General features: G+C 66.7%; 15 protein-coding genes and 1 pseudogene. 15 read left to right on the forward strand and 1 reads right to left on the reverse strand.

Going from position 1 to position 20,886, the window contains the following annotated elements:
* The first annotated feature begins 35 nt into the window (after positions 1-35).
* The 9 genes from JL100_RS34645 (at position 36) to JL100_RS34685 (ending at position 14,130) form a co-directional block, all read left to right on the forward strand.
* Entirely contained in the window at positions 36-896 is an 861-nt protein-coding gene (locus JL100_RS34645) for a universal stress protein (RefSeq protein WP_202683295.1), read from the forward strand.
* A gap of 783 nt (positions 897-1,679) precedes the next feature.
* The gene (ectB, locus tag JL100_RS34650; RefSeq protein WP_202683297.1) at positions 1,680-2,972 is read left to right on the forward strand and encodes a diaminobutyrate--2-oxoglutarate transaminase; all 1,293 of its coding nucleotides are present in this window, start codon (positions 1,680-1,682) and stop codon (positions 2,970-2,972) included.
* Between the two features lie 143 nt (positions 2,973-3,115).
* Positions 3,116-7,222 carry a Pls/PosA family non-ribosomal peptide synthetase gene (locus tag JL100_RS34655; protein ID WP_202683298.1) on the forward strand — a complete coding sequence of 1,369 codons (4,107 nt, stop codon included), beginning with the start codon at positions 3,116-3,118 and terminating at the stop codon, positions 7,220-7,222.
* Between the two features lie 89 nt (positions 7,223-7,311).
* On the forward strand, positions 7,312-7,728 hold the full coding sequence (locus JL100_RS34660; protein ID WP_202683299.1) for a hypothetical protein: 417 nt from the start codon (positions 7,312-7,314) through the stop codon (positions 7,726-7,728).
* The gene (locus tag JL100_RS34665; protein WP_202683300.1) at positions 7,704-9,110 is read left to right on the forward strand and encodes a S41 family peptidase; all 1,407 of its coding nucleotides are present in this window, start codon (positions 7,704-7,706) and stop codon (positions 9,108-9,110) included. The genes JL100_RS34660 and JL100_RS34665 overlap by 25 nt, the downstream gene beginning before the upstream one ends.
* Positions 9,111-9,165: 55 nt before the next feature.
* The gene (locus JL100_RS34670) at positions 9,166-10,857 is read left to right on the forward strand and encodes a porin (RefSeq protein WP_202683301.1); all 1,692 of its coding nucleotides are present in this window, start codon (positions 9,166-9,168) and stop codon (positions 10,855-10,857) included.
* Positions 10,858-11,077: 220 nt separating this feature from the next.
* Positions 11,078-13,198, forward strand: a complete 2,121-nt coding sequence (locus tag JL100_RS34675) for a multicopper oxidase family protein (protein WP_202683302.1) — start codon at positions 11,078-11,080, stop codon at positions 13,196-13,198.
* Positions 13,199-13,402: 204 nt separating this feature from the next.
* The gene (locus tag JL100_RS34680) at positions 13,403-13,789 is read left to right on the forward strand and encodes an antitoxin Xre/MbcA/ParS toxin-binding domain-containing protein (protein ID WP_202683303.1); all 387 of its coding nucleotides are present in this window, start codon (positions 13,403-13,405) and stop codon (positions 13,787-13,789) included.
* 2 nt (positions 13,790-13,791) lie between these two features.
* Entirely contained in the window at positions 13,792-14,130 is a 339-nt protein-coding gene (locus tag JL100_RS34685) for an RES family NAD+ phosphorylase (protein ID WP_202683304.1), read from the forward strand.
* A 61-nt stretch (positions 14,131-14,191) separates the two neighbouring features.
* Here the strand turns inward: JL100_RS34685 and JL100_RS34690 are convergent, their stop codons facing one another.
* On the reverse strand, positions 14,192-14,881 hold the full coding sequence (locus JL100_RS34690) for a GntR family transcriptional regulator (protein ID WP_202683305.1): 690 nt from the start codon (positions 14,879-14,881) through the stop codon (positions 14,192-14,194).
* A 377-nt stretch (positions 14,882-15,258) separates the two neighbouring features.
* Here JL100_RS34690 and JL100_RS34695 point away from each other — a divergent pair, with 377 nt between their 5' ends.
* From JL100_RS34695 to JL100_RS34720, 6 genes and pseudogenes are all read left to right on the forward strand, one after another.
* Complete coding sequence (locus tag JL100_RS34695; protein ID WP_202683306.1) at positions 15,259-16,284, forward strand: 2-dehydropantoate 2-reductase; 1,026 nt, start codon at positions 15,259-15,261, stop codon at positions 16,282-16,284.
* A 62-nt stretch (positions 16,285-16,346) separates the two neighbouring features.
* A complete protein-coding gene (locus JL100_RS34700) occupies positions 16,347-16,802 on the forward strand; it encodes a CBS domain-containing protein (RefSeq protein ID WP_201083261.1) in 456 nt (151 codons plus the stop codon).
* 93 nt (positions 16,803-16,895) lie between these two features.
* Entirely contained in the window at positions 16,896-17,828 is a 933-nt protein-coding gene (locus tag JL100_RS34705) for a histone deacetylase family protein (RefSeq protein ID WP_202683307.1), read from the forward strand.
* Positions 17,829-17,965: 137 nt separating this feature from the next.
* Complete coding sequence (locus tag JL100_RS34710; RefSeq protein WP_202683308.1) at positions 17,966-19,129, forward strand: Re/Si-specific NAD(P)(+) transhydrogenase subunit alpha; 1,164 nt, start codon at positions 17,966-17,968, stop codon at positions 19,127-19,129.
* A gap of 34 nt (positions 19,130-19,163) precedes the next feature.
* Positions 19,164-19,439: pseudogene (locus JL100_RS34715) on the forward strand (proton-translocating transhydrogenase family protein); the annotation flags it as partial.
* Between the two features lie 20 nt (positions 19,440-19,459).
* On the forward strand, positions 19,460-20,863 hold the full coding sequence (locus JL100_RS34720) for an NAD(P)(+) transhydrogenase (Re/Si-specific) subunit beta (RefSeq protein WP_202683309.1): 1,404 nt from the start codon (positions 19,460-19,462) through the stop codon (positions 20,861-20,863).
* Positions 20,864-20,886: the final 23 nt, after the last annotated feature.

Below are 20,886 nucleotides of genomic sequence, written 5' to 3' on the forward strand. Positions count from 1 at the left end.
CAACGACGTGGCTCTTCTGAGGGGAGGCAGCGATCATGTTCAAGAAGATACTGGTGCCGTTGACGGGCGCAGGCACCGACCGGCGGTCCGCCGCCCTGGCCTTCATGGTGGCCGACCGGGTCCGGGGCCATGTCGAGGGCCTGTGCGTGACGCCCCACGCGGAAGTGGCGTCCCCGGTGGAGACCGCCTCGATCCCGGCCGCCCTGGGCCGGAAGCTGCGCGAGATCGCGGAGACGCGGCAGTCCCAACTGGTGGAATCGGCACGGCTGCTGTTCGAGGACCTGGACCGGCGCTTCGGCGGCCCCGGCACCGGGCGGCCGACCTCGTCCTGGCGCGCCGAGGTCGGCTCCCTGGCGGAGATCATCCCCGAGGAGGCCCGGCTGGCGGACCTGACCGTCTTCGCCCGCGACGGCGGCGGCGCCGACCTGATCGGTGCCGCGCTGGAAGCCACGCTGTTCGATTCGGGCCGTCCGATCCTGCTGGCGCCGGCAATGGAGCCCGGGGCGGAACCGGCGTCGTTCGGGACGGCCGTCGCCGTCGCGTGGGACGGCGGCCTGCCGGCGTCGCGCGCCGTTGCCTCGGCGCTTCCGCTGCTCGCGGCGGCGGACCGCGTGATCATCCTGACAGGCGAAAAGCCCTCCAACCGGCGCGCGGGCGATCCCGACCGGCTGGCGGAAAGCCTGCGCTGGCACGGCGTGAATGCAGAGTGCCTGCGGGTCACCGACGACGGGCGCCCCCTGGCGCTGGCGCTGGTGGCCGGAGCCGCCGAATGCGGCTGCGACCTGATGGTGATGGGCGGCTATGGCCATAGCCGTTTCCGCGAGACGGTGCTGGGCGGCGTGACCCGGGACATCCTGTCCACCCCGCCGGACCTGCCCATCCTGATGGCGCATTGAAACCTGCTTCCGGCATCGGGAAGCCGGAGAGAGTTCTGACGGGTCCCTGGCCTATGGGTCCGGGACCCTTTCCACCGATGCCGTCCCGTGGACGCACGCGCGCCCACCGGCCCGGCCCCTCACATCCTTACTTGATCCCGGCGAAGCATACCCCGGCGGAACCAAATCCTCGGAGCGGCCGGAAGGGTGCCGCACTGTAAACCCCGCCGCTTACTTTTTCAGGTTGCACATTGGGACGATCGGATACATTGTGCCCTGAAAGAACATTGCGTTTTTAAAAATATTCCCAACTTCAATATGCATACAACTATCAGCCCGCACTGGAAAGAATCGGCCCTTCAGATTAGCTCCACCATGTACGTCCATGCGAACATGAACTAGTGAATAAAGTCTTATGCCTAAAATAAACAAGAAAAAACGCCTGGTTTCATGTATTAGTTTGAATGCTGCCCACCGGCGATCCAGGGACAGCATCTCCGCGTTAGACACAATAAAAACCAAAGGTGTTCGCGCAGAAACCTCCCGATGTACTTTCAAAGAATGGAACCTTAGCTTCCAGGCACAAGCACATGCCGGTTCCTGAACCACCGTTGTCCTTGCCGGATATGCACTGATCAGGATTTCCTGAGCCGAAAAGCCGACGTTATTTACGCGCAATCCCAACCGGGAGGCCCTGCGGAAGACGAATAAAAAGGCGGTCGGAGAGGCTCGAGATATCAAGCCCATGTGAACCTGACGTTTCAGTCGTCGTCCCATCGTGACGATATCAGGAGGGAGAAAAAGATGGCGACCAATCCATCGCCGGAAGCCGACTGCGTCTTCCATCGCCGGGAATCCGGCGTTCGAAGCTATTGCCGCCACTTCAACGTCGTCTTTCGCAGCGCCCGGGGCAGTTTGATGAGGGACGCCGCGGGGCGCGAATACATCGACTTCCTGGCCGGATGCGCATCCCTCAACTACGGCCACAACGACCCGGACATGAAACAGGCCCTGGTCGAGCACATCCTGAACGACGGCATCGCCCATGGCCTGGACCTCTTCACCACGGCCAAGCAGAGTTTCCTGGAAACATTCGAGAAACTCATCCTCGAGCCCCGGGGGCTGGATTACCGCCTGCAATTCACCGGCCCGACCGGCACCAATGCGGTCGAGGCGGCGCTCAAGCTGGCGCGCAAGGTGACGGGCCGAACGAACGTCGTGGCGTTCACCAACGGGTTCCACGGCGTGAGCCTGGGATCCCTGGCCGCCACCGGCAACCGCCATCACCGCATGGGTCCCGTCCTGCCGCTCCACGGTGTTTCGCGGGTTCCGTTCGACGGCTACCTGGGGCCGGACTTCGATACCGCCGACCTCCTCGACCGCATGCTGTCCGATCCAAGCAGCGGACTGGATGCGCCCGCCGCGATCCTGCTGGAGACGGTCCAGGGGGAGGGAGGGCTGAATGCGGCCGGTGCCCCCTGGGTGCGCCGGTTGGCCCGCCTGGCGGAGCGGCACGGCGCCCTCTTCATCGTGGACGACATCCAGGCCGGGTGCGGCCGGACGGGGACCTTCTTCAGCTTCGAGGCCCTGGGCGTGGTCCCCGACCTGGTGGTCCTGTCGAAGTCCCTGTCGGGCTTCGGGCTGCCCATGGCGCTCCTGCTGATCCGCCCGCAGCACGACGCGTGGCGGCCGGGCGAGCACAACGGCACGTTCCGGGGCAATACCCATGCCTTCGTGACGGCCAGGGTCGCCCTGCGGAAATTCTGGTCCGACGGCGCCTTCGCCGCGGCCACCCAGGCGAAGGCTTCCCGGGTCAGGGAACGGCTGTCGGGGATGGCGGAAATGATTCCGGGCAGCCGGATCAAGGGACGGGGCATGATGATCGGCCTGGATGTCGGCTCGGGCGAACTGGCCGACAGGATCTGCCATCACTGCTTCGGGGACGGGCTGATCATCGAGACGTCGGGAGCCCATGACGAAGTGGTCAAGATCCTCGCCCCCCTGACGACCCCTGACGACCTGCTGGAACGCGGGCTGGACATCCTGGAGAACGCGGTCCACGCGGCTGCCCACGGCGGCCGGGCCGCCGCCGAATAGGACCGACCCGGGCGCTTTCCCGAGGGAGACCGTCCGTCCGGCACCCGGAACCGGGTGCCGGCGCCTCCCGCCTTGCTCTCGTCCGACAGATCCCGCGCGGCATTCCGATCAACGTCAGCAAGAAACAGCTTCGGGGATCCGAAATGGAAAGAACCGAACAGACCGTCACGAGCGAAGCGCCCGTCGAGGAGGAAGCCCCCTTCTCCCGCGAGACGATCGCTCAACTCTATCCCGAGCCGGAGCGGGTCCTGACATGCCCCGGCCTCGGCAACCACATCCGCTGGCAGACCGGCGAGCGCCTCGACGGGCTGATCGCGTGGCGCTGCGCGATGATGAGCCGGAGCGGCGCCGCCGACCGGCTGGCGGTCTCGGCCGAGGACGGCCACCTGGGCTACGCCGACCTCGACCGGACGGCCAACCGGCTGGCACGCCTCCTGCTGAAGCGGGGCGTCGCGCCGGGCGACCGCGTCGGCCTGCTCTTCGCCAGGTCGATCTGGACCTATGTCGCGATGCTGGCGGTGATGAAAGCGGGGGCTGCCTACGTCCCGCTCGATCCCGGCTTTCCCCGGGAGCGGGTCTCCTTCATCTCGCAGGATGCCGGCATCGGGCTCTTCCTGACGACCTCCGGGCTGGTCGGCCAGCTCGACGGGCTGGGAATGGAAACGCTCTGCCTGGACCGGATCGCCCCCCTCGTCGAGCGGGAACCCGACGCCCCCCTGGAGCGGCCGGCCGACGCCCCTCCGGATGCCCTCTGCTACATCATCTACACCTCGGGTTCGACCGGCTATCCCAAGGGCGTCGCCGTCGAGCACTCCAGCATCTGCAACTTCGTCAGGGTCGCGGCGGAAGTCTATGGGCTGACGGAGGACGACCGCGTCTACCAGGGCATGACGATCGCGTTCGATTTCTCGGTCGAGGAGATCTGGGTCCCGCTCTATTCCGGGTCGGCGCTGTTTCCCGCGCCGGCGGGTCCCAGCCTGGTCGGAGCCGACCTGTCGCAGTTCCTCTCGGTGCGGCGGATCACGGCGCTCTGCTGCGTGCCCACGCTGCTGGCGACGCTGGAGGACGACCTGCCGTCCCTCCGGTTCATCCTGGTTTCCGGGGAGGCGTGCCCGCACAATCTGATCGAGCGGTGGTACCGGGAGGGCAGGACCTTCCTCAACGTCTACGGCCCGACGGAGGCGACGGTCACGGCGAGCTGGACGCTGCTGGAACCGAACAGGCCCGTCACCATCGGCGTGCCGCTCCCGACCTACATGATCCTGATCCTGGAGCCGGGCGAAGCCCGGCTGGCCAGGAAGGGCGACGCCGGGGAGGTCTGCATAGCGGGCATCGGCCTGGCCCGGGAGTATGTCAACCGGCCCGACCTGACCGCCAAGGCCTTCATCCCCGATTTCCTGTACCTTCCGGACAACCCGTCCGGCCGCATCTACCGGACCGGCGACCTGGGACGCGTCACCGGGGACGGCGAGATCGAGTATCTCGGCCGGATCGACGCGCAGGTGAAGATCCGCGGCTACCGCATCGAGCTGGCGGAGATCGAATCCGTCATCATGAGGGTGCCCGGGATCGCCCAGGCCGTCGTGGGCAAGTACGAGCCCGCGCCCGGCGCCGCCGAACTCGTGGCCTACTACACCCTCCGCCAGGACACCGCCGACCCCGGGCCGGACGCGATCTTCCAGGCCATCCGCAGCCATCTTCCGGCCTACATGCTGCCGGCTTTTTACGAGGCGATGGACGCCTTGCCGATGCTGCCGAGCGACAAGGTCGACCGGAAGAAGCTGCCGGCCCCGTCGCGACCCCGCTTCGTCGCCCGGAGCGCCCGGTACGTGGCGCCGGGCAACGACACCGAGCGGGAGATCGCCCGGATCCTCGGCGACGTGCTGACGGTCGAGCAGGTCTCGATGGACGACCATTTCTTCGACGACCTGGGCGCCAATTCCCTGCTGATGGCGCGGTTCTGCGCCCGGGTCCGGGAACGCTTCGACTTCTCCGAGGTCTCCATGCGGGAGGTTTACCTGCATCCGACCCTCCGGGAACTCACCGCGTTCCTCTCGACCAAGGTCCGCCGGAAACAGGAGGCCGTCCGCGACGAGCCCGTCCATGTCGCAAGCACGGCGGACTATGTCCTGTGCGGCTTCCTCCAGCTTGCCTTCTACGCCGTCTATTCGACCGCCCTGGTCGTCGCGCTGGTCGAGGGCTACGGCTGGGTATCCGCCTCGGACACCTTGGCCGACAGCTATGTCCGGTCGGCGGCGTTCGCCGCGACGGCCTTCGTCACCCTCGCCGCCCTGCCGGTCGCGCTCAAATGGCTGCTGGTCGGCCGGTGGCGGGAGGAGCGGATCCCGATCTGGAGCCTGGGATATTTCCGATTCTGGATCGTCAAGCGGCTGGTCCAGGCGAACCCGATGGTCCTGTTCGTCGGATCCCCCGTCTACAATGCCTATCTGCGGATGCTGGGAGCCAAGGTCGGCCGGGACGCGGTCATCTTCTCCGTCGCTCCCGTCTGCACGGATCTCCTGACGATCGGCGATGCCGCGATCGTCAGGAAGGATTCCCTCCTTACCGGATACCGCGCCCGGTCCGGCTTCATCGAGACCGGCTCCGTCGCCATCGGCCGGAACGCCTTCGTCGGGGAAGGGACGGTGCTGGATATCGGCACCTCGATCGGCGACGGCGCCCAGCTTGGCCATTCGTCCTCCCTTCACCGGGGGCAGGCGATACCTCCGGGCAAACGCTACCACGGGTCGCCCGCCCAGGAGACGCAGGACGATTACGCGACGGTCGAGCCCAGGCGCTGCGGCACCCTGCGCCGATGGGCCTTCTCCGTGGCGCAGGTGGTGTCCCTGTTCGCGGTCACCCTGCCGCTGCCCGTCATGGTGCTGGACGCGCTGCTGAGCTCACTGGAGTTCGGGACGGCGGCGGAAGTGGTCGCCCACGCGAGCGCGAGCTTCACCGCCCTGGACTTCCACCTGGACCTGCTCGCCTGGTCCGCCGGGCTGTTCTTCGGGCTGCTGATCCTGGGCCTGGCCATCATCGTCACGGTGCCGCGCCTGCTGAACCTCTGCCTCAGGGAGGACACGACCTACGTCCTGTACGGGTTCCACTACTTCGTGTACCGGCTCGCCTCCCGCATGAGCAATTCGTACTTCTACAATCTGCTGTTCGGTGACAGCTCCTGCATCATCTATTACCTGCGGGCGATCGGTTACCGAATCTCGCTGAGCGACCAGACGGGATCGAATTTCGGGGTCTCGCAAAAGCACGACACGCCCTTCCTGTGCGAGATCGGCAAGGGGACCCTGATCTCCGACGGCATCTCCATGATCAACGCGCATGTCTCGAACACGTCCTTCAGGCTGTCGAGGGTCGCGATCGGCTCGAACAGCTTCATCGGGAACAACGTGCTCTACCCGGCCGGCGCCAAGGTGGGGGAGAACTGCCTGCTGGCCACCAAGGTGATGGTCCCGATCGGCGGGGCCGAGTTGAACGGCGCGGGGCTGCTGGGATCGCCCTGCTTCAGGATCCCGCGCTCGGTCGCCCGGGACCAGCAGTTCGAGCATTACCGGGACGGCCCGACCTTCAAGGAAAGGCTCCGCCTGAAGAACATCTCCAACACGATCACCATGGGATTGTTCCTCGCCCAGCAATGGCTGTTCGTCCATCTGGTCACCCTGCTCGCGGTGAACGAGATGGCGCAGTACCATGAGGCCGGCTGGGTGGCGCTGTTCGACTTCACCCTCATCCTTCCCGTCATGACGGTGGCGTACTTCGCCCTGGTCGAGCGGGCCAGCCTCGGGTTCGGGAAGCTGAAGCCGCAATTCTGCTCCATCTACGACGACTATTACTGGAAGCACGAGCGGCACTGGAAGCTCAGCGAGATCCTTTACCTCGAGGTCTTCTCGGGAACGCCGTTCAAAAGCATGATCTGGCGACTGCTCGGGCTGAAGGTCGGGCGGAAGCTGTTCGACGACGGCTGCGCGATCCCGGAAAAGTCGCTCGTCGCCATCGGCGACAACTGCACCATCAACCGGATGACCACGATCCAGGGCCACTCGCTGGAAGACGGGGCTTTCAAATCCGACCATATCCGCATCGGCAACGGCTGCACGATCGGCTGCAACGCCTTCGTCCATTACGGGGTCGATATGGCGGACGGCGTGGTGCTCGACCCGGACTCATTCCTGATGAAGGGCGAGACGCTGGCCGCCAACTCGACATGGCGAGGCAATCCCGCCCGGGAGATCTGAGGCCGATCGGGTGCCAAGCAGACAACAATGGGGAACATGTCATGTCCGGAACAGCAAGAATGCGGCCGGCAGATATCCGTCCGGAGTGGATGCCACTCCTCGGTCCGGCTGATACGCTGGAACTGATCGGCTTCGGCAAGGGAACGGGGTGCCGGTCAGGCTTTCGGGAATGGATCTACGTGGCCCTTCACCGAACCTATGGCGATTGGACCCACGTCTACGACGTCGTGCTTCGCCCGGGCTGCCTGGACGCGGAGATACGCCTGATCCGCGTCATGCCCGGCGACCGCAGGGGCGAGGCGCGCTCCTGGGCCATGGCCGCACGGGGAAACGATCTCCGCGGCCGGGCGGCGGGACCGGACGACAGCCTGTACGGGCGGGGCCTTGCCTGGTGCCGGCCCTATCCGGAGGGTGGCCGCGCCTTCCAGGACACCGCGAGGCAGGACACCGCGAATCGAGCCACTGCAACGAAGGATTTGAGATGCGCCTTACCCGCCGTGCCCTGATCGCCTCCACCGCGGCAGCCGCCGCCACGGGCATCGTGGCGTCCCTGGCATCGGCCGACCGGACGGTGCCCCGCGGTACCCTACCCACGGGATTGTGGCGTTCCCGAACCACGGCCGACCTGCTCGCCGTCGACAGGTCGGCCTGCCGCACCTACACCCGCTACGACACGATGATGGCCCTGGTAGACGAATCGCCGCGCGACGGCATCGAGAAGGAGCTGATCGAGGCGCGGCTCGAAACGGACCCGGGCCGCGGCGACCGGCTGGAGCTGGAATACTGGGGCACCGTAACCCGCTTCGTCTATGACCGGGAGGCGGACTGGCCGGCCATGCGCCGCCTGGGCGGCGACGACTGGATATCGGACCCGTCCCGGACAGTGGACGCGTTCTTCAAGGCGGTGTCCGGCCACTTCGCCTTCGCCCCCGAGGCGGGGATCGACTGGACCGACCTGCGGGCGGAAACCGACGCGGCGCTCCGGCGCGGGTCGTCTGAACCGGGAGCCCTGTTCGACGCGCTGGCGGCGGCCCTGCGGCGCCTGGAGGACGGCCACGGCTCCCTGAGGGGCATGGGGCGCTACGCCGCCAGCCGGGACGGCCCGGATCGGTTCTACCAATCGTGGAAGGCGGCGGGCGGAAATCCGGTGGGCGGCGACTATTCGGACGGCTTCAGCCGCGACTGGCTCCATCATGTCAGCGACCGTGTCCTGGCCGGAGCGGGACACCGCGCCGCCCGGGACACCGTCGCGTGGGGGCGGCTCCGGAGCGGCCTGGGCTACATCGCGCTGATGGCCTGCGAAGGGCTGTCGCACGACGAAGGGGGACAGGCCGACGTGGCCGCGGCCAGGCAGGTGTTCGACCGGGTGATGCGGGATCTGGCGGACACCCGGGGAATCGTCGTGGACATGCGCTACAATTACGGCGGATGGGACCGGGTGCCCCTCTCCCTGGCCGCCCATTTCACGGACCGGCCCTTGCCGGCCTTCACCAAGCAGCCGGTGAGGCGCGGCATCGGCCTGGACGTCCAGACCATCGGGATCGTCCCGGCGGCCGGTCCCCGCCACGCCGGGCCCCTGGCCGTCCTGACCAGCGACGCCACCATCAGCGCCGCGGAAGTCGGGACCATCGGGTTCCGCGCCCTGCCGAACGTCCGCACCTTCGGAACCGCCACCTACGGCGCCCTGTCCGACCCCTTCTACTTCCGCCTGCCGAACGGGTGGAGGGGGGCGGTCTCCAACGAGATCTACCGGGCGTCGGACGGCCGGGTCTACGAGGGGACGGGGATCCCGCCCGACCGGCCCTCGGCGGCCCCCTCCGCATCGGACTTCCGGGAGGTGGTGGACTCCCAGCTTCGGGACGCGGAAGCATGGCTCCTGTCACTTTGACGGCGGCGGCATCATGAGGCGGAGGGCGCTTGCCTCGACGGCGGTCCTTGCCCTCATGATCCTTCTCCCGGCAGCCGACGCTTCCGCCGAAGAGGCGCTCACGACGCTTGCCCAGGCCGCCGAGGAGGAGGACGAGGAAGAAGAGGAAGAGGAAGAGGAAGAGGAAGGGGAAGAAGAAGAGGATCAGAACGAGGAAGAGGACAGCGAGGAAGAGGACAGCGAGGAAGACGACAGCGAGGAAGAGGACGACGAACCGGTGCTCGTCCCCGGACAGCTGCTCGCGACCCTCTACGGCACGTCGACACTTCAGGCGGGATTGGGCGGGGACCTCACCCGCGGCCTGCAGTTCCGCAACGACACGGAGATAGGGATCAACGTCGGGGGCAAGGCCGACAACGGGCTTCTGTACGGCCTGAAGGTTCAGTTCCAGGCCATCACCGGGGGTGACTCCACCTCGGAGATGGATATCGACGAAGCATATGTTTATCTCGGCGGAAACTGGGGCCGCCTGGAGTTCGGCGACACCGACGATGTCGTGGCCGGAGGACTTCTCGTCTATGCCCCCAGCGTCGGGATAGGCCAGGTCGACGGCGATTACGGCAGCTTCTCCAAACTGACTCTGGACGATTACTATCCGTTCTATCCGGACCTGGGATCGGGGACCAAGGTGAACTACTACACCCCCTGGATAGGCGGCTTCCAGGCGGGAATATCCTACACGCCCTATGTTCTGGATCGCGGCCAGTCGGTCGTCGCCTTCAAGCCGGGAAGGCTCCGCACCGCTCCGGCGACCCTCGCGGGTCCGTCGTCGCTCGGCTTCGTCAGCACGCCCGCGGCGGCGGGCCTGTCTTCTTCCCTGGCCGTTCCGGCGGTGCTTCCGTCCGCTCCCGCGCCGAACCTCGCCGCCGTGGCGGAGCCTGCCGCGATCACCGTCAACCAGGTCATCGAGGACGGCGAGGAGGACATCGGCGATGAGGAGGATGACGAAGAGGAGGTGGACGAAGACGAGGACGACGGGGAAGACGAAGGCGACGGGGAGGACGAGGACGACGGTGAAGACGAGGACGACGGGGAAGACGATGGCGCCGGGGAGGAACCGGAAGACGACGGCGAGGAGGATGACGGTGATCCCGACCCCGGGCAGCCTGATCCGGAAGACCCCTCTTCCGACCCCGAAACGCCGCCCGTGATCGATCCCGACCCCGAGACGCCCGACGTGGTGGTGCCGGGGGAAGAAGATCCGGATGATGAGGAAGAAGAGGAAGAGGAAGAGGACACGGAGGAGGAGAGCGGATACCGGGACGTCGTCGCCCTGGCGATGAACTACCAGAGGGAGTTCCTGGACGGGGACATGACGGTCATCGGCAGCGCCGCGCTGATGAACGGCAGGGGCTACGGCGAGGGTTTCGAGGATTTCACCGCCTGGCTCGCGGGCGTCCAGGTCGAGGTCGCGAGTTTCACGGTGGGCGGCGGGTTCGGCGATTTCGACGGCTTCAACAGCCTGGGCCGGCAATGGAACGTCGGGGCGACCTATTCAGCCGGTCCGTTCAGCATAGGTGCCCAGTATGTCCAGGCCTGGGACATCAACGACGACAAGTCGTGGGCGGCCGGCATCGGCGTGAACTACGAACTGGCGCCCGGACTGTCGCTCCAGGCCGACTATGTCCGCTCCCGGGTCGATTTCGAGGGGGCCGAAAGCCGGAACACCGCGGACATCCTCCTGCTCGGTCTCCAACTGAGCTTCTGAGCCGCCCGTTCCCGGCGAGCGCTCGACCGGCACGCCCGACGCCGATCATTCCCGTTGCCGCGAACCGGCAATGGGATTACGTTCGATCGGCAACAACTTTTACCTGAATATTATAGTATTCAATAAACCGGCCGTGCGGGCCGCCCTCTACCCCGGGGTGCGGCCGGCGGACGGATGTTGCCTTGCTTTCGGTCATTTTCCCGGTCAGGGGAGGGTCATAGTGCAACGTCTTTCCAGGAAATCACCTGTCAGCCGACCGGGCGCCGCGATGATCGCGGCGCTGGCCGTCGCGACGGCCGCCGTCCTCGGCACCGCGTCGGATGCCGCCGCGCAGGCGGCACCATCCAAGCGGGTCTTCGCCAATCCGCCGGTGCTCGGCGAGGCGGCATCGCCGCCGTCCATCGCCTCCCTGCTGAAGCTGCCGACCCCCGGCCCCCGCCGCGGCAGCGAGCGGCTGTACGACCTCACCATCAAGTATGTCGACAGCACCCTGTACAATCCTTCGACCGGTGTCGACCAGCCGGTGCATCTGCGCACATATGTCGGCACCGACACCAGCCCCGACCGGCCGTTCATCGCGCCGACGCCGGGCGACACGGTGCGGGTCAACCTGAAGAACCGGCTGCCGGCGGACCCCGACTGCTTCGACGCGACGATCCCGACCAACAAGCCGCACTGCTTCAACGGCACCAACCTGCACTCGCACGGCCTGTGGGTCAGCCCGACCGGCAACAGCGACAACGTGCTGGTCAAGCTGCTTCCCGGCGTCGATTTCCAGTACGAATACAATATCCCGCCCGACCATCCCTCGGGCACCTTCTGGTACCACCCGCACCTGCACGGCTCTACCGCGCTGCAGGTTTCCAGCGGCATGGCCGGCGCGCTGATCGTGCGTGGCGACCGCAAGCCGACCGAGACGGTCAACGGCGACCTGGACACCCTGCTGGTCAAGCCCGACGGCGGCGCCATGCCCGAGCAGCTGCTGGTCTTCCAGCAGATCCAGTACGCCTGCACCGGCGCCGACGGGAAGATCAAGGTCGATGCCGACGGCAACGTCGACTGGACCTGCCTGCCCGGCGAGGTCGGCGTCATCGAGAGCTACGAGCAGTTCGGTCCGGGCACCTGGGCGGCGTCCGGCCGCTGGACCAGCATCAACGGCGTGGTCCTGCCCGAGTTCCGCGGGCCGATGGCCGGCCAGGCGGAGCGCTGGCGGCTGGTCCATGCGGGCGTGCGCGAGACCATCACGGTCCAGTTCCGCAAGGTGTCGCGCGACATCGGTCCGGTGGCGCAGCTCCGCCTGAAGGCGTCCGACAGCGACAGGTTCGTCGAGGAGACCTGCGGCGGCGCCCCGGTGCCGTACCAGATCGTCGCGTCCGACGGCCTGACCATGGCCCAGGCGCAGACGGTGACCGCGACGACCCTGCAGCCGGGCTACCGCAACGACCTGCTGGTCGTCTTCCCCGAACCGGGCCGCTACTGCATCAGCGAGGTCGCGACCTCGGCCGCGGGCAATGTCAGCGAGGCCGCGTCGGGCCGCGAGATCCTGGGCTTCGTCGAGGTCTCGGAGCGGCCGAAGGACAAGGCCCCGGTGACCGACGTGACCAAGGCGCTGACCGAGCAGCTGGTCGCCGCCGCGCAGAAGGTCTATGCCGGCAAGGTGCGGGACGAGGTGATCGCCGGCCTGAAGGACGGGCTGAAGCTGACCCGGTTCGTGCCCCATCCGACGATCGAGGACTCCGAGGTCCAGAGCGGCGAGAAGCTGGTGTTCTTCATCAACACCTATTCGAACGACCCGACGACCTTCGAGGTCGGCGAGGACTTCGACGTGGTCGAGAACGCCAACGGCAACCTGGTGCCCGAAGGCGCCGTCCCCTACGACCCGACCCGGATCGACCGCAAGCTGCCGCTGGGCGGCGTGCAGGAATGGGAGCTGCGCTCCTATTTCGTCAGCCACCCGTTCCACATCCACGTCAACCCGTTCCAGATCGTCAAGATCCTGGACCCGAACGGCAAGGACGTCAGCGTCGCGGGAGCGGTGGACAGTTCCGGCCAGACCACGGCGGACCCGCAATATCCTGGCCTGAAGGGGGTCTGGAAGGACACGCTCTGGGTCAAGAGCCTGATCACCTCGGGCCTGACCAACCCGCCGACCGGTGAGTACAAGATCTTCATCCGCACCCGCTACCGCCGCTACATCGGCGAGTTCGTCCTGCACTGCCATATCCTGGACCACGAGGACCAGGGCATGATGCAGAACATCAGCATCGTCCTCCCGGACGGGCAGGGCGGCACCGCCCACGGCCACGGACACGGCTCAAGCCACGCGGCCGCCAAGCCGTGAGGCCGTAGCGCTCCACCCCCGGCGGCCCGGCCGCCGGGGGATTCCGGCTTTCTCAAAAGCCTCCGTCCTGTTAAAGGGAAAACTTTACCGATCACGCTCGCGCGATCATAATCCTCCGGTGGCTCCTGGGACCCACCATGAATGAGGATCTCAGCGCTTTGCTCGGAAAGGGCGACATACCGAGGCAGATCGGGATGCACCGGATTGACGGAAACAGCCGTGCCGCGCATCGCTGAGTTGGACGACCGGGAACTCGCCAACTGCGTGACATCCCGACTGCCAGCCGGCGTGCTGGCTCAAGTCGCGGAGGCCGGGTATACGCTCCCTGAAACATTCCAGCTTGTATATGGTGGCGAATTGCCTCGCGAAGATCGCCTCACTCCTGGCGAGAGCGACTGTGCAGTCAGGTTGATCCGCATTGCGAACCGGGCGAGGAAGGTGTTCGGCGATCCCGAGAAGGCATGGCGATGGATGAGGAAGCCGAAAAACGCGTTCGACGGCAAGACGTGCGTCGACATGCTAAGGACTGAACAGGGCGGCAGGGAAGTCGAGAACATGCTGGTTCGTATTGAACACGGTATGGCCGCCTGATCTTGATCGTCTGGCGTCTGAGCCGATACACCGAACTTCAGGGTATCGGTGGTTTGCATGCGAGTGGACGCTGGCACGAGAAGGGTCATCCGATCGTCTACGCGGCGGCGGAAAGGCTGTCGCCAGACAGCCCGGTTCTGGCGAACGAGCATGAGTCCCGGCGTTTCGGTACAGCCTGGCTTACGGAGAAGCGCTCGGCGGTTCTCCTCGTTCCCTCCGTCATCATTCCGGTCGAGACCAACATCCTGATCAATCCAGGACACCCCGATGCCGCAGGGGTATCCATGATCGAAGCCACGGAATCCGTCTTCGACGATCGCTTGTTCTCCCGGCCGCTTTAGCTCCGGCAGTGCGTCCGGGTCTCCGGAAGCGGCCGGAGGATCAAGCTCGGATGGGTCACCCTCAGTCCAGGAAGTTGCCGTGCTTCTCGATGTGCTTCGCCAGCCCGAGGGTGTGGTCGCGGACGAGTTGTTCGGCGGCGGCCGCGTCGCGGCGTTCCAGGGCGTCGATGATGTTCTTGTGGTCGATGATGGAGCGTTCCGCCCGGTTGTCCTGGCCGATCGTCAGCTTGCGGATTGCCCGCATGTGGATGAACAGGTTGTCCGTGATCTCCTGGATCAGCTGGCAGCCGCTCATGCGGATGATCGCCTTGTGGAAGGCGATGTTGGCGTCGCTGTACTCGTTGACGTGCTCGGTCGGCTTCTTGCCCTCGAAGTCGCTGAACAGTTCGCGCAACGACCGGAAATCCTCGTCCGAGGCCTTCTCGGCGGCGATGCGGGCCGCCATGCTCTCCAGCGCCGCCCAGACCGTGACCATCTCCAGGATCTCGCGCTTGGTCTTGCGGATCACGAAGATGCCGCGGCGCGGCTGGGAGCGGACGAAGCCTTCCTGCTCCAGCAGGGTCATGGCTTCGCGGATCGGGGTGCGGCTGACGCCCAGCTTTTCGCTGACCTGACGTTCGTCCAGGCGGATCTCCGTCTTGTGGTCGTAGATATCCATCTCCGTGATCGCCTGCTTCAGGGCATGATAGACCTGAGTGCGAAAACTGGTGCTGGTATCCAGCGGCTGAACGTTCAACGTCGGACCAGTCATTGACTGTCACCCTCTACTTATCTGGTTGAGCCAAGCCGCCCGGCGTCCCTGAATCGCCCGTCCCGTGCGCAGGCTGGATTTGGCCGACCGCATCAGTAATACAATATACTTCTCGGTCATGTCCTTCTAGCGTTTCATACGCCCTACCGCAATGCTCCTACAATGGGCGCATTGACCCAGGGTTCCTTCGGCATTGGGCGGCGCGGATGCCCGGGAGAGGCCCCGGGCGTGAACCGGAATGTTGTTGACACACAGTATAATGTATACCAAGATCCAGGGAACGACGCGGGGCTGACTCCATCCGCGCAACAAAGATCGCCATAAAAAGATCGAGGGCCACGGGAAAACGGGCCGGTAACCTCAAGGGAGAGACGCTCATGAAGATTTGCATTTTCGGTTCGGGCGCCATCGGCGGTTACATGGGCGTGCGCCTGCACCAGGGCGGTGCCGACGTCAGCCTGGTCGCGCGCGGCGCGCACCTCGCGGCCATGCAGCAAAACGGCGTCAAGCTGATCACCGAAGAGGGCGAGGACACCGTCCACCCCACCTGCAGCGACGATCCGGCTGCGCTGGGTCCCCAGGATTACGTGATCATCGCGCTGAAGGCCCATTCCGTCACCGGCGCGATCCCGTCGATCAAGCCGCTGCTGGGGCCGGACACGGCGATCGTGACCGCGGTCAACGGCATCCCCTACTGGTATTTCCACAAGCACGGCGGCGATTACGAGGGCCGGGTGGTCGAGAGCGTCGATCCCGGCGGCCTGCAGTGGAAGGAATTCGGGCCGGAGCGGGCGATCGGCTGCGTGGTCTATCCCGCGACCGAGGTGGTCGAGCCGGGCGTGATCAAGCATGTCTACGGCGACAAGTTCAGCCTGGGCGAGCCGGACGGAAGCTCTTCCGACCGCATCGTGAAGCTCTCCGAGGCGCTGACCGCCGGCGGGCTGCGGGCTCCCGTCCTGGACAAGATCCGCGATGAGATCTGGCTGAAGCTGTGGGGCAACCTGTGCTTCAACCCGATCAGCGCGCTTACCCATGCGACGCTGGACGTTATCACGTCCGATCCCGAGACTCGCGCCGTCGCCCGTGCGATGATGCTGGAGGCCAAGGAGATCGGCGACCGGCTGGGCGTGCATTTCCGCGTCGACGTGGAACGCCGGATCAACGGCGCGGGCGCCGTCGGCGCGCACAAGACGTCGATGCTCCAGGACCTCGAGCGCGACCGCCCGATGGAGATCGATCCGCTGCTGACCGTCGTCCAGGAAATGGGACGGATGGTCGGAGTGGCGACCCCGACGATCGACGTCGTGCTGGCGCTGGTCAAGCAGCGCGGCGAAATGGCCGGCTGCTACACGCGGACCCGCCGGCCGGAACCGGCGGAACAGCCGGCGGTGGCGGCACAGTAAAGCCCGGCGGGGTAAATCCCGGCACAAGGGCTCCGCTCCGTCGCAAAACTGGAGGAAATGTCATGAGGGTAGAAGACGTTCTCCGCTCGAAGAACCATCGCATCGTGACCGTCCGAACCGGCGAGACGGTGGAGACCGCGGCCAAGCTGATGAAGGCGGAAAACATCGGCGCGCTGGTCGTCAAGGATGTCTGCCGGACCGAAGGCAACACCGTCGTCGGCATGTTCTCGGAACGGGACATCGTCCGCGCCATGCTGGAGCACGGCGGCAAGGTCATGCAGATGAAGGTGTCGGACCTGATGAGCCGCAACCTGATCACCTGCGCGCCGACGGACGGCCTGCACCATGTGCTGAAGCTGATGCAGGACAACCATATCCGGCACGTCCCGGTGCTCGACGGCTTCACCCTGGTCGGGCTGGTCGGCGTGCGCGACTTCATCGGCATCCGCCTGGGCGAGCTGGAGCGGGAAGACAAGGCTCCCGCCCCTGAACTCGCCCCCCAGGAACTGGCGCATTGAGACGGACCGGGAGGCGGAACCGACGTTCCGCCTCCCGGCCGCCTTTTCCGCGACCGTGACCCTTTTCCCGCAGACCCCCGGCCCGGTGCAGCGATGACCACCCTGATCTTCACCCATCCCGATTTTCGCCTGCACGACACCGGCATGGGGCATCCCGAATGCCCGGCCCGGATCGACACCGTCTGGGACGTGCTGGGTTCCGGCGACTTCCGCCAGCTCGACCAGCGCGAGGCGCCCGAGGCGACCGTCGAGCAGCTGGCCCATGTCCACGAGCGCCCCTACGTGGACGCGGTGCTCGCGGCCGTGCCCAGCCAGGGCCGGGTCCACCTGGACCCCGACACCGTCCTGTCCGCCACGTCCCGCTCGGCCATCCTGCGCGCGGCGGGAGCCGTCTGCGCGGCGGTCGACGCCGTGGTGGGCGAGAAGGCCGCCGACAACGCCTTCTGCGCGGTCAGGCCGTGCGGCCACCACGCGGAGCCGGCCCGCGCCATGGGCTTCTGCGTCTTCAACAACATCGCGGTCGGCGCCGAGCACGCCCGCAAGCGGCACGGCGTCAAGCGGGTCGCGGTGGTCGATTTCGACGTCCACCACGGCAACGGCACCCAGGCCATGTTCGAGGATGAGCCGGACCTGTTCTTCGCCTCGACCCATGAATGGCCGTTTTATCCGGGCACCGGAGCGCGCGAGGAGCGGGGCCGCCACGACAACGTGGTCAACGTGCCGCTGGCCGCCTTCACCGGGTCCGCGGAGTTCCGGCGCGGCATGAAGGACTTCGTGCTACCGGCGGTGGAGGCCTTCAAGCCCGACCTGCTGATGATCTCCGCCGGCTTCGACGCCCACCGGCGCGACCCGCTGGCCCATATCAACCTGGAGGCCGGCGACTTCGCCTGGGCGACCCGCGAGCTGATGGCGGTGGCCCGGCGCCACTGCGACGGCCGCGTCGTCTCGGTGCTCGAAGGCGGCTATTCCATGGACGGGCTGGCCGAGAGCCTCGCGGCCCATCTGCGCGAGTTGATGGCCGCTTAAGGCCGCCCACCCCGTCGTTCCCGTCAGGAATCCATCTCCCGCGGCCTTTCCCCCGGCCGCGGCAAGGCCCCCTTTGCGCCCGGCTTCTGCCCGGCGGCGCGGAGGCAAGAACAAGCATCGCGGAGGAGCAGCACCCCATGAAGATAGCAATCCCGAAGGAGCGGCGCGCCTCTGAGCGGCGGGTCGCCGCCTCCCCGGACACGGTCAAGAAATACAAGGCTCTCGGCGCCGACGTGGTGGTCGAGACCGGCGCCGGCGACGGTGCCTCCATCCCCGACCAGGCCTTCGCCGATGCCGGCGCCGAGATCGCGCCGGACCCCGCCGCGACCTATGCCGACGCCGACGTCGTGCTGAAGGTACAGCGCCCGCTGGAGGACGAGCTTCCGCTGATGAAGCGCGGCGCCGTCCTGGCCGGCATCCTGAATCCCCACGGCTCCCGCGACCTGCTGCCGGCCTACGCCGAGGCGGGCGTGACCGCGCTGGCGATGGAGCTGGTGCCCCGGATCACCCGCGCGCAGTCCATGGACGTGCTGTCCAGCCAGGCGAACCTGGCGGGATACCGCGCCGTGCTGGACGCGGCCTACGAGTTCGGCCGCGCCTTCCCCATGATGATGACGGCGGCCGGCACGGTGCCGCCGGCCCGCGCCCTGATCATGGGCGTCGGCGTCGCCGGGCTCCAGGCCATCGCGACCGCGCGGCGGCTGGGCGCCGTGGTGTCGGCGACCGACGTGCGGCCGGCGGTGAAGGAACAGGTCCAGTCCCTGGGCGGCAGCTTCGTCGCGGTCGAGGACGAGGAGTTCAAGCAGGCCGAGACCTCCGGCGGCTACGCCAAGGAGATGAGCAAGGAATACCAGGCCAAGCAGGCGGCCCTGATCGCCGAGACGATCAAGAAGCAGGACATCATCGTCACCACGGCCCTGATCCCCGGCCGCCCGGCCCCGCGGCTGGTGACCGACGCCATGGTCGCCAGCATGAAGCCCGGATCGGTGATCGTGGACCTGGCGGTCGAATCCGGCGGCAATGTCGAGGGTTCCGTCCCCGGCGAGATCGTCGTGAAGCACGGCGTCAAGATCGTCGGCCACACCAACGTGCCGGGCCGGATCGCGGTCGACGCCTCCATGCTTTACGCCAAGAACCTGCTGGCGCTGCTGAACCTGTGCTTCGACGCCGAGAAGAAGTTCGCCCTGCCGTGGGACGACGAGATCGTCAAGGCGATCGCCCTGACCCGCGACGGCGCGGTGGTCCATCCGACCTTCGCGACAGCCCCGGCCGCCCCCCACCCCGCAAACGCCGGAGCGTGAGCCCATGGCCGAGCATAATTTCTTCATCACCGGCCTGACGGTCTTCGCGCTGGCCTGCTTCGTCGGCTACTACGTGGTCTGGCGGGTGACGCCGGCGCTGCACTCGCCGCTGATGAGCGTCACCAACGCGGTATCCTCCGTGATCATCGTCGGCGCGCTGATCGCGACCGGCAGCACGGCCGGCTTCACCTTCTCCACGATGCTTGGCTTCCTCGCCGTCATCCTGGCCTCGGTCAACATCTTCGGCGGCTTCATCGTCACCCAGCGCATGCTGGCGATGTACAAGAAGAAGCAGAAGAAGACGACCTGACAACGGAGCCCTGAACCAACATGGCCACACTAGCCCCGCTGGCATACCTCGTCGCCGCCATCTGCTTCATCATGGCGCTGCGCGGCCTCTCCAGCCCCGAGACCTCCCGCCAGGGCAACAATTACGGCATCGCCGGCATGGTGATCGCCATCGTCACCACGCTGATGCTGCCGGGCCTCGTCTCCGGACTGTCGATCACCCTGATCCTGGTCGGGCTGGCGATCGGCGGCACCATCGGCGCCGTCATCGCCCGCCGGATCGAGATGACGGCCCTGCCGCAGCTCGTCGCCGCCTTCCACAGCCTCGTCGGCCTGTCGGCGGTGTTCGTCGCGATCGCGGCGTTCTACGCGCCGGAAGCCTACGGCATCGGCACCTCGGGCGCCATCCGCACCGGCAGCCTGATCGAGATGGCGCTGGGCGTCGCGATCGGCGCCATCACCTTCACCGGCTCGCTGGTCGCCTTCGCCAAGCTCCAGGGCCTGGTCAGCGGCAAGCCGCTGGTCTTCACCATGCAGCACATGCTGAACGCCGGTTTGGGCGTCGTGCTGGTGCTCGCCATCGTCTGGCTGTGCGCCTCCAACTCCACCGTGGCGCTCTGGGTCATCGTGCTGCTGGCGCTGGCCCTGGGCTTCCTGCTGATCCTGCCGATCGGCGGCGCCGACATGCCGGTGGTGGTGTCGATGCTGAACAGCTATTCCGGCTGGGCGGCGGCCGGCATCGGCTTCACGCTGGAGAACAACCTGCTGATCATCACCGGCGCGCTGGTCGGGTCTTCCGGCGCCATCCTGTCCTACATCATGTGCAAGGGCATGAACCGGTCGATCTTCAACGTCATCCTGGGCGGCTTCGGCGGCGACAGCGCGGCTTCTTCCGCCGCAGGCGGCCCGGCCGGCGACCGCACGGTCAAGGCCGGCTCGGCGGAGGACGCCGCCTTCATCATGAAGAACGCCTCGTCCGTGGTGATCGTGCCGGGCTACGGCATGGCGGTCGCGCAGGCCCAGCACGCGCTCCGCGAGATGGCCGACCTGCTGAAGAAGGAGGGCGTCGAGGTCCGCTACGCCATCCACCCCGTCGCCGGCCGCATGCCCGGCCACATGAACGTGCTGCTGGCCGAGGCCAACGTGCCCTACGACGAGGTGCTTGAGCTGGAGGAGATCAACCGCGACTTCGGCCAGACCGACGTGGCCTTCGTGATCGGCGCCAACGACGTGACCAACCCTGCCGCCAAAACCGACCCGACCTCGGCGATCTACGGCATGCCTATCCTGGACGTGGAGAAGGCCAAGACGGTGGTCTTCATCAAGCGGTCCATGGCCTCGGGCTACGCCGGCGTCGACAACGAACTCTTCTTCCGCCCCAACACCATGATGCTGTTCGGCGACGCCAAGAAGGTCGCGGAGGAGATCGTCAAGGCCGTCGCCTGACCCGCGGCCGTCCGGAAACTAGA

The sequence above is a fragment of the Skermanella mucosa genome (genome assembly GCF_016765655.2).
GTDB lineage: Bacteria > Pseudomonadota > Alphaproteobacteria > Azospirillales > Azospirillaceae > Skermanella > Skermanella mucosa.